We start from the raw sequence: 9,521 nt of genomic DNA, 5'->3' as shown, positions 1-9,521 counted from the left end.
AGCGATCATGAAACCCAAACTCGTCGTGCTCACCGGCGCAGGCATCAGCGCCGAAAGCGGCCTCCGGACTTTCAGAGACTCAGACGGTCTCTGGGAAGGCCACGACGTCTACGAAGTAGCCTCGCCCAATGGCTGGAACAAAAATCCCTCGCTCGTACAGGAATTCTACAACCTCCGCCGTAAAGACGTGCTGGCCGCCCAACCCAATGCTGCCCACACCGGGCTGGCTGAACTGGAACAGTGGTACGACGTGCGCATCATCACCCAGAACATCGACGACCTGCATGAGCGGGGCGGATCTTCCCGGGTGCTGCACCTACATGGGGAGATCCTCAAAATGCGCAGCGTGCATGACGAAACCAAATTGTATGATATCCGGGAAGACATCGCCATGGGGCAGGTGGCGCCGGACGGCGGGCAGTTCCGCCCGCATGTGGTGTGGTTCGGGGAAGATGTGAGCATGATCCAGCCGGCGGTGCTGGAGATCGTGCAGGCGGATGTGTTCGTGCTGATCGGGACGTCGCTGAACGTGTACCCCGCGGCAGGACTGGTGAATTACCTGCGGGCGGATGTGCCGCGGTACATCATCGACAAAAAGATCCCGCCGGTGAGCGATTCGCATCACTGGACGCTGATCGAGAAGCCCGCGACGGAAGGCGTGGCAGAATTGCTGGAGTTATTACGCCCATAAAAAAGCCGCCCAAATGTGGGCGGCCCATACTTTCACATGTTCAACCTCCTCTAGCTAGGAGTAGTCATAGGAAAAATGACTTGATCCCGTGTGGGTCGGGTTGAATCGTTGGCCGGTGGCAATACGTTTTTGTTGTTAGTCGAAAGATTCCTCGAACCTGATATCGAATTCCTCCAGTTCGCGGAGGACGGGATTGTAGATTTCCGGCATAACGGGGATCTGGAGCCCGGTGAGGCTTACCTGGCCGGAGAGCACGAGCTTCGCCAGGATACCCAGGGGCAGACCTACGGTTTTTGCCATTGCGGTGCGCAGGTTATCTTCTCCCTGCACGATCATATAACTTGATAATTTAGTGCTCATGTTCCGGCGCTCGAACTCTATTTCGTGGAGCATGACGATCATGTCTTTGTCGGATGGTTCCATTCTCAGGCGGGCTTCGAGCACATGTTGCAGGACGCCCGCGTCGGTCTGTTCTCCTAAGTTAATCAAATCCCCGTTCAAAATCCCTAAAAATTTCAGCTGGCGGATGAGCTTGCTCTTGGAGGAAACGCCGAGGAACTGCGCGACGTTGTCTTCGGCGGACAGGCTGGGGTCGGTAGTGATGTGCCGGGTGGTCCAGTCGGAGTAGGAGAGCTTGTCGGTCTGCTGTTTCTCTTTATCGTCCGTCAGCCCCAGTTTAACGATGGCGCTCCAGCCTTCGCAGAAGTCGGGGTAGCGGAGGGTGGCGCGCATGAAGGTGGGGATGTTGGAGAGGTTGTAGATATCGGTGTAGTTGAGGGAATCGCGGTTGGGATACCAGGCGAGTTTGCCGAGGCCGGGCACCTGGATGGTTTTGGACTGGTCGAACAGGTGTTCGTAGGGTACTTCCTTCACTTTTCCCTTTTCGCGGTAGATGGCGCCGGAAGAACCTGCCAGGACGATGTTCCGGGCGTTCCACGAGATTTTGTACTGCCAGGGGTTGTCGTTGCTTTCGGGGGAGATGAGGCCGCCGCAATAGGAGCGGAAGCAGGAGATCTGGCCGCCTTTTTTCTCGATGGACTGGATGAGTTTCATGGCGGACATGTGATCGATGCCGGGGTCGAGGCCCATTTCGTACATGAAGAGGAGGCCGGCGGCTTCGATTTCTTTTTCGAGCTGGCGGATTTCCGGGTCCACGTAGGAAGCGGTGAGGAGGTTTTTGCCGAATTGCAGGCAATCGCGCGCCACGGTGATGTGGAGGGCGGGGGGAAGGAGGGAAATGACGAGGTCGGTTTCCTTCACGAGGGGTTGGCGAACGGACGGGTCTTTGACGTCGATCGCGGCTGCGGTGGCGTAATACGACTTGCCGATCTTGGATTTGATCAGCATGAGGTCGTTATCGGCCACGGTAATGTGCCATTTTTGCCGGGGCGCGTTGGCCAGCAAGTAATCGATCAGAACGGTCGCAGACTTGCCGGCGCCAAACAATAGAACATGCTTCATAAGAGACTCGATGGTTAAAAACTACCAAACGAAAACAATAAATTCCGGTGAATGTTCAGATAAGCGTGTTTTTCCGAACCTTCATGATATTGTTCTCAATGGAATGTAAGGGCTGATTTTCATAGGGTTATAAACAAATTGCCTGCCAATTTGTGATCGGCTGGTATATATCAATTTTAAGATATATAGAACATTTACCGGAGATGACGCGAAAGTAGGAATATTCCCTCATTTTTATTCACATTCCGCCCCCATAGCGCCTGAATACGGCTCAAATTCGTTATATTTGCTCTTTATTTAAGGATACGGAAAAACCTGTAAACCAATAACATAATGATAGAGAACACGGACAATCAAGACAATCAAAAGGAAGGTAGAATTGTTCAGATCAACATTGAGGAGCAGATGAAGACCGCATACATCGATTATTCGATGTCTGTGATCGTGGGCCGCGCGTTGCCGGATGTAAGGGATGGTTTCAAGCCTGTTCACCGCCGCGTGCTGTTTGGCATGTATGAACTGGGGAATACGCATAACAAGCCTTACAAGAAATCTGCCCGTGTTGTTGGGGACGTAATGGGTAAATACCACCCGCACGGCGACTCGTCGGTATACGATACCATGGTGCGCATGGCGCAGCCCTGGTCGCTGCGGTACATGCTGATCGACGGGCAGGGTAACTTCGGCTCCATCGATGGCGACATGCCTGCGGCCATGCGTTATACGGAGGTCCGCCTCCAGAAGTTCGCGGAAGCCATGCTGGAAGACCTCGACAAGGATACGGTGGACTTTACGCTCAACTTCGACGATACGTTGCAGGAGCCCCTGGTGCTGCCCACCCGCATTCCCAACCTGCTCGCAAACGGCGCGTCCGGCATCGCGGTAGGGATGGCCACCAACATCATGCCCCACAACCTCACTGAGCTCGTGGATGGTTTGACGGCCATGATCGACGACCGCAACATCTCCATGGAGGAGCTCATCAAACATATCAAAGCGCCCGACTTCCCGACCGGCGGTATCATCTATGGCTTCGAAGGCGTGAAAGCGGGCTTCGAGACCGGCCGCGGAAGGGTAGTAGTGCGTGGCAAGATCAATTCGGAGACCAGCAAAACCGGCAAGGAAAGGCTGGTGATCTACGAATTGCCCTACCAGGTGAATAAAGCCGTGCTGCACCAGAAGATCGCGCAGCTGGTGAACGATAAAGTGATCGAAGGGATTTCCGATGTGCGCGACGAAAGCGACCGCGAAGGCATGCGCCTGGTGATCGACCTCAAGCGCGAAGCGATCCCCAACGTGATCATCAACCAGCTGTACAAATATTCCGAGCTGCAGACGTCTTACGGCATCAACAATGTGGTGCTCGTGAAAGGCCGCCCCAGGATCATGAACCTGAAGGAGCTGCTGGAAGAATTCATCGAGTTCCGCCACGAGGTGGTGACGCGCCGTACGGCGTACGAACTGCGCGAAGCGGAAAAGAAAGCCCACATCCTGGCGGGTTATCTCATCGCGCTGGACCATCTCGACGAAGTGATCGCCCTCATCCGCAACTCCGCAACGCCCGACGTGGCAAGGGAAGGGTTGATGAGCAACTTCGGCCTGAGCGAAATCCAGGCGAAAGCCATCCTGGAATTGCGCCTCCAGCGTTTAACAGGCATGGAGCGCGACAAGATCCGTGAAGAATACGAAGAAATCATGCAGCTGATCGGCAGACTGAAAGATATCCTGGCAGACGAAGGCCTGCGGATGGGCATCATCAAAACGGAACTGGAAGAAGTGAAAAAGAAGTTCGGCGACGAACGCAAAACCGAGATCCAGTACCTGGCTGCCGAAATGCGCATCGAAGATATCATTGCCGAGGAAGACGTGGTGATCACCATTTCCCACCTCGGTTACATCAAACGTACTTCGGCTTACGACTACCGCCAGCAGAAACGCGGTGGCCGCGGGGCGATCGGCGGTAAAACGCGCGACGAAGATTACATCGAGCACCTGTTCGTGGCTTCCACGCACCATACCATGCTGTTCTTCACCGAAAAAGGCCGTTGCTACTGGCTGAAGGTGTACGAAATCCCTGAAGGGGAGAAAGCCAGCAAGGGCCGCGCGATCCAGAACCTGATCCAGCTCCCGTCCGACGATAAGATCCGCGCGATCATCGACATCAAGGACCTGGGCGATAAAGACTTCATCAACAACCATTATATCGTACTCTGCACCCGCAACGGTATCATCAAGAAAACCCTGCTGGAAGAATTCAGCCGCCCGCGCACCAATGGCGTGAACGCCATCACGGTGAACGACGGCGACCAGCTGCTGGAAGCCAAGCTGACCAACGGCAACAGCGAGATCATGATGGCGGTGAAGAGCGGCCGCGCGATCCGTTTCCCGGAAAACACCGTGCGCGACACAGGGCGCGGCGCCATAGGGGTTCGTGGTATCGAGGTCGACAACGAGAAAGACGAAGTTGTTGGTATGATTTGTGTTGATAAGGAAGACAAGACGAAAACCGTGCTCGTGGTTTCCGAAAAAGGCTTCGGCAAACGCACCGACATCGAGGAATACCGGATCACCAATCGCGGGGGCAAAGGGGTTAAGACTATCAGCGTAACCGAAAAAACCGGTCCATTGATCGCCATCCTGGACGTTACCGAGAACAACGACCTCATGATCACCTGTAAATCAGGCATTACCATCCGCATGGCCATTGCCGATGTACGGGAAGCAGGGCGCGCCACGCAGGGCGTAAGGCTGATCCGTATGGATGAGTCCGACGAGATCGCGGCAGTGGCACGGCTCGACGAGCAGGAGGAAGAAGAGGTTGTGGGAGGAGTAGAAGGTGTTGAAGGAGAAGAAGGTGCCGAAGGCGCGGCAAACGCCGAAGGTGCAGAAAACGCCGGAAGCGGTGAGGAAACGGCTGGTGAAGACGCCGGTCAGCCTGCAGAAGAATAAACCACTAACAATTAACGATAATTATTTAAAAACCTGAGCCACATGAAAAAACTATTTGTAACGCTTCTCTTTTGCGGCGCCGGATTTGCAGTCATGGCGCAAAAAGCAAAGGTGAACAGTGCAGATGAATACCTGAAAAGCGACAAAATCGACCAGGCGAAAGCCGATATCGAGGCGGCGCTCGCTCACGAAAAAACGAAGGACGACGCTAAAACCTGGTACGTGAAAGGCAAAATCTATGAAGCCCTGGCTACCAAAAATAAAAGCGCGGCCGACGCGGAAATTGCTTACGAGTCTTTCAAAAAAGCACTCGAAATCAATCCCAAACTCCCGGAAGCCCTCCTGGAAATGAATAACCGCATGTTCAACGTGTACGCCACCATCGGCAACGCCGGTTATGGCAACCTGAACGAGCAGAAGTGGGACTCGTCCTACCTCTATTTCCAGAAAGCCGTGGAAGTGCGCGACTACTATAATGGTAAAAACCTCGGCGGTTCCATCCCGACCGACACCGCCATGGTATTCTACGCCGGTTACGCCGCACAGCAGGCCAACAAAAAGGACGAAGCCTTCGCCCTGCTGAAAAAAGCCGCCGACCTCCAGTTCAAAACCGAACCCGCTTTGTACGTGGTGCTCGCGCAGCAATATGAAGAGCGCGGCGACAACGCCAACTGGCTCGGTACCATCGAAAAAGCGAAAGCCCTCTTCCCGGCCGACAAACGCTTCAACGATATGGAAATGCTCTACTATTCCAAAACCGGTAAAACGGACGAACTGCTGAGCATGCTCGAGAAAAAGGTAAACGAAAATCCGAGCGACTTCAGCCTCGTGCTGGATTATGCTATCCGTCTCGATAACGTAGCCAATCCCCGCGACGAGAAAGGCAATGACGTTGCCAAGCCCGCCAACTACGACGCCCTGATGACCAAAGCTGAAGAAGCGTACAAGAAAGCACTGGCCCTCAAAGCCGACGACGCTACCGCCAACTTCCAGCTCGGTGCGCTGTACTTCAACCGTGCGGTTGCCAGCAACAAGGACCTGAACAACCTGCCCAGCAAAGAGCAAACCGGCCCGAAAGCAAAAGAACTGCAGGCCAAAGTACAGTCCCTCATGGACCAGGCCCTGCCTTTCTTCGAAAAAGCTGACGCCGGCTTCACCGCCATGGGCGCTAACCTGGAAGCCAGCGACAAGCGCACCTTCGAAAGCGCGCTCTATGCTCTCCAGAAAATCTACGCTATCAAGAACATGAACGATAAGGTAGAAATCGTGAAAAAGAAACTGGAAGGCCTGAACTAAGGCTGACCAAATCTTATATAAAAAGGCAAGGGGCATCCCTTGCCTTTTTTGTTGCCCCGCCATCCCCGCATCGCCCAAACTGCCGCAATAATTCCACAGTCGTTATACTACGCAAACAAGTATGTGATTATCACGGCCTTGTGTTAGTGAGTTGTTAATCAGCCATTATCAGTTGACATAGTTTTATATGTATAACCTAAATATCCGTTGGCATGGTAATTACCGTATGTTATTGGTAAACATGTAATTGATTCAATTAACCATATCAAATCCTTACAATTATGGTCACACGAACAAAACCTACTGACATGCAGGAGCAACATCACGAAAACATGCTGATGAAAGACGCCAACAGGCAGGAACGTTACGGAGAACAGGAATACAACGACGATAAGAACAATCGTCTGGAAGGCTATGATGAAAACGAATTGGATGCAACTGACCGTCGCAATCAGCGTGAGGCCGACCTGGCCGATGGCGATGCCGCCGCGCATGGGGAAACGCAGAAGCGCACTCCCAGCAGAAGGGGCTTTGCGGCAATGGACAAAGAAAAACAACGCCAGATTGCCAGTAAAGGTGGGAAGGCCTCCCATGGTGGTGGCCGTAAACCCAGCAAACCCCACTGAGGCGCATAAGATCATTGTAAAGGCGTGTAACCGTAAGCGGTACACGCTTTTTTTATGCCCCGGATGGTAATTTGCGTAAATTGATATCCCAATCCGAATATTATGAAAGCTGTAGCAGTGAATCAATTCAAAAGCGTTCCCCAGCTCGTGGAATTGCCCGAACCCGTCCTGAAAGACGGCACCCTCCGCATCCGGCTCGCCGCGGCGGGGCTTAACCCGTTCGACTGGAAACTGGTGGACGGCATCCTGGAAAACACGATGCCGCATGTGTTCCCGCTCATCCTGGGGGTCGACGGCGCAGGGGTCGTGGAGGCTGTTGGCGCGGGCGTTAAACGCTTCAAGCCGGGCGACCGCATCTATGGCCAGATGATCCATCCGCCCATCGGCGAGGGATCTTATGCCGAGTTTGTGACGGTTCCGGAATCGGCGGCGATCGCGGAAGCGCCGCATTCCATTCCCCTGACGGATGCGGCGGCGCTGCCCACGGCGGGGATGACCGCCCTACAGCTCCTCGACCGTTCGGGGCTTACGGAGGGCCAAACGTTGCTGCTCATCGGCGCTACCGGTGGCGTGGGCGGTTTCGTGTTGCAGATCGCCAGGGCCAGGGGGATCCACGTGGTGGCCACGGTTTCGGACGATGCGTCGGCGGAGCGGGTGCGGCAGCTGGGTGCGGCGGAGACCATAAATTATAAAAGCGCGCCGGTAGAAGAGCAGTTTGCCGGCGGGGCCGATGCGCTGATCGACCTGGTGAGCCCAAAAACGGGGTTTGATAAGTTGCTGCCGCTGGTGAAGAAAGGCGGCCATGTGTCTACCACGCAGTTTGTTGCCAGCAAAGACCATATCCATGAACTGGGGCTGAAAGGCGGGAACTTTGAGACGAAAGGCACCCCGGCTTCGCTCGATGCGCTCCGCGTCCTGGTCGATAAAGGGCGGCTTACTGTGCCGGTGGACCGTAAATTACCGCTTGAGCAGGCGCCGCAGGCCATCGCCGACAGCCGGGTGGCCCGCAGCAGGGGGAAAACGATCCTGGTGATCGATGATGCATTGGATTGAACCCATTAAGATATTTACCGCCGCCGCGGCCCGGGAAACCGGTCTGCGGCGGTGGCGTTTTACCCCAGTTGGTCCCGGAGCTTTTTGGGCAGTCCTTTTACGACGAGGTCGTAGGAGTTGCGGGTCCATTCGAGGAGGAGGCGGTCCGGGATGGAGCCGTCGAGCAAAACGGTGTTCCAGTGTTTTTTATTCATATGATACCCGGGCAAAACGCCTTCATATCTTTCCCGGAGCTCTTCTACTTCTTCGGGATCGCATTTGAGGTTGATGCTTTCGAAAGCGTCGACATCGACCAGCGCGAACAATTTTCCCATGACGGTAAATACGAGGGTAGTTTCCCCGAACGGGAAGCCTTCGGCGGTTCCGGGGAGGGAAAGACAGAAATCCTGGAGCTTTTCGAGATTCATGGCTACAATTTACGGAAAACTCCCAAGCGGGAAAAAAAGGCTTCTATGCATAGGAATCCTTACTATTTTCTTTCCATCTATTCAACTCACCAACAAAAGAATAACGCCAGTTACCGGGAAATTTACATGAAGCTAAAGCACTGACAACCAGCGAACACCTCTAATTAAATGTTAAACAACACGCTACTTAGGCTTTTGCATTGCCAGTGATAATTGAAGCAAGTAAGCTTAAAAAGTTATCATTCAGAAAGTTGAAACAGGAAGGAGAGGAGGCTTGATAAGCAGGCAGATATCCATTTCACCTGAAAACCGCCTTCACAGGAGCCGAAAAACGCCTTCCCGGTATATGTGGCAACTCCGAAATTTGGGCTTGTGGTTATGCGGAATATGTGATGAAAAACGGTAATTTGGAGCACCGTGAAAACCGTTGGCAAATCCCGTGTCCTCCCATATTGCATGCAATAACAACCTATATGAGTACATTCAAATCAATCCTGATCCCTACCTTAACGCTGGCCGCCGGTTTAGCGGCAGGTTACTGGTGGGCAGAGTCGAAAGGCTCAGGAGGACGTGGCCAGAAGCCCGGCCCGGACTCCTCCAGATACGTCTGCAACTCCTCAACGATCGTCCCGGAGAAGGACCTGTTGAGCGTAGACACCGCTTTCAACATGATCGCGCGCTACGGCAAGCGCCTGCCGCCGGATTCCACCCACACCCGCAGCATCTGGTTCTCAACGGAACGTATGCACGCCCTGCTCTGTATCCTGAAACGTGACTCCCTCAGCGGCGTGCGCTTCTACCTTGGCGAATACGCGGAAAACTACCCGGTCCCGCACCAGGAGGGTACCATCGGCCATGATCCTATCAAGCCCTACTGGGGCCACACCACACTAGTGCTCGTCACCACCCGCGAAGAACGCAAAAAACACCTCGACCATGTGCAGGTCCACGCCAATGGCGTTCCTCACAAAGGCATGATTTTCACCGGCCCGCATGACGACGACGAACCGGAAAACAACGGGGAACTCTGCCCGCCCC

At 54.2% G+C, this 9,521-nt stretch carries 8 protein-coding genes; 6 read left to right on the top strand and 2 right to left on the bottom strand.

Going from position 1 to position 9,521, the window contains the following annotated elements:
- Positions 1 to 691 (top strand): Sir2 family NAD-dependent protein deacetylase (locus Q0510_RS03375; RefSeq protein ID WP_298708261.1); only part of this gene is annotated, 691 nt, incomplete at its 5' end.
- A 135-nt stretch (positions 692 to 826) separates the two neighbouring features.
- On the opposite strand, the gene Q0510_RS03370 is transcribed toward Q0510_RS03375, so the two are convergent.
- The gene (locus Q0510_RS03370) at positions 827 to 2,152 is read right to left on the bottom strand and encodes a saccharopine dehydrogenase C-terminal domain-containing protein (protein WP_298708259.1); all 1,326 of its coding nucleotides are present in this window, start codon (positions 2,150 to 2,152) and stop codon (positions 827 to 829) included.
- 333 nt (positions 2,153 to 2,485) lie between these two features.
- Between Q0510_RS03370 and gyrA the strand changes: the two genes are divergently transcribed.
- From gyrA to Q0510_RS03350, 4 genes are all read left to right on the top strand, one after another.
- Positions 2,486 to 5,101: a DNA gyrase subunit A gene (gyrA, locus tag Q0510_RS03365; RefSeq protein WP_298708257.1), complete on the top strand. Its 2,616-nt coding sequence runs from the start codon at positions 2,486 to 2,488 to the stop codon at positions 5,099 to 5,101.
- Between the two features lie 42 nt (positions 5,102 to 5,143).
- On the top strand, positions 5,144 to 6,397 hold the full coding sequence (locus Q0510_RS03360; protein WP_298708256.1) for a hypothetical protein: 1,254 nt from the start codon (positions 5,144 to 5,146) through the stop codon (positions 6,395 to 6,397).
- Positions 6,398 to 6,705: 308 nt separating this feature from the next.
- Positions 6,706 to 7,023, top strand: coding sequence for a KGG domain-containing protein (locus Q0510_RS03355; RefSeq protein WP_298708253.1), 318 nt, complete (start codon positions 6,706 to 6,708; stop codon positions 7,021 to 7,023).
- Positions 7,024 to 7,125: 102 nt separating this feature from the next.
- Positions 7,126 to 8,076 carry an NADP-dependent oxidoreductase gene (locus tag Q0510_RS03350; protein WP_298708252.1) on the top strand — a complete coding sequence of 317 codons (951 nt, stop codon included), beginning with the start codon at positions 7,126 to 7,128 and terminating at the stop codon, positions 8,074 to 8,076.
- Between the two features lie 59 nt (positions 8,077 to 8,135).
- On the opposite strand, the gene Q0510_RS03345 is transcribed toward Q0510_RS03350, so the two are convergent.
- Entirely contained in the window at positions 8,136 to 8,483 is a 348-nt protein-coding gene (locus Q0510_RS03345; protein WP_298708251.1) for an MmcQ/YjbR family DNA-binding protein, read from the bottom strand.
- A gap of 452 nt (positions 8,484 to 8,935) precedes the next feature.
- Between Q0510_RS03345 and Q0510_RS03340 the strand changes: the two genes are divergently transcribed.
- The coding region (locus Q0510_RS03340) for a hypothetical protein (RefSeq protein ID WP_298708249.1) at positions 8,936 to 9,521 on the top strand (586 nt) is incomplete at its 3' end.

The sequence above is a fragment of the uncultured Chitinophaga sp. genome (genome assembly GCF_937874145.1).
Taxonomy (GTDB): domain Bacteria; phylum Bacteroidota; class Bacteroidia; order Chitinophagales; family Chitinophagaceae; genus Chitinophaga.
The sequence above is the reverse complement of the archived record's forward strand: the minus strand, read 5'-3'. Positions and strand labels throughout refer to the sequence as shown.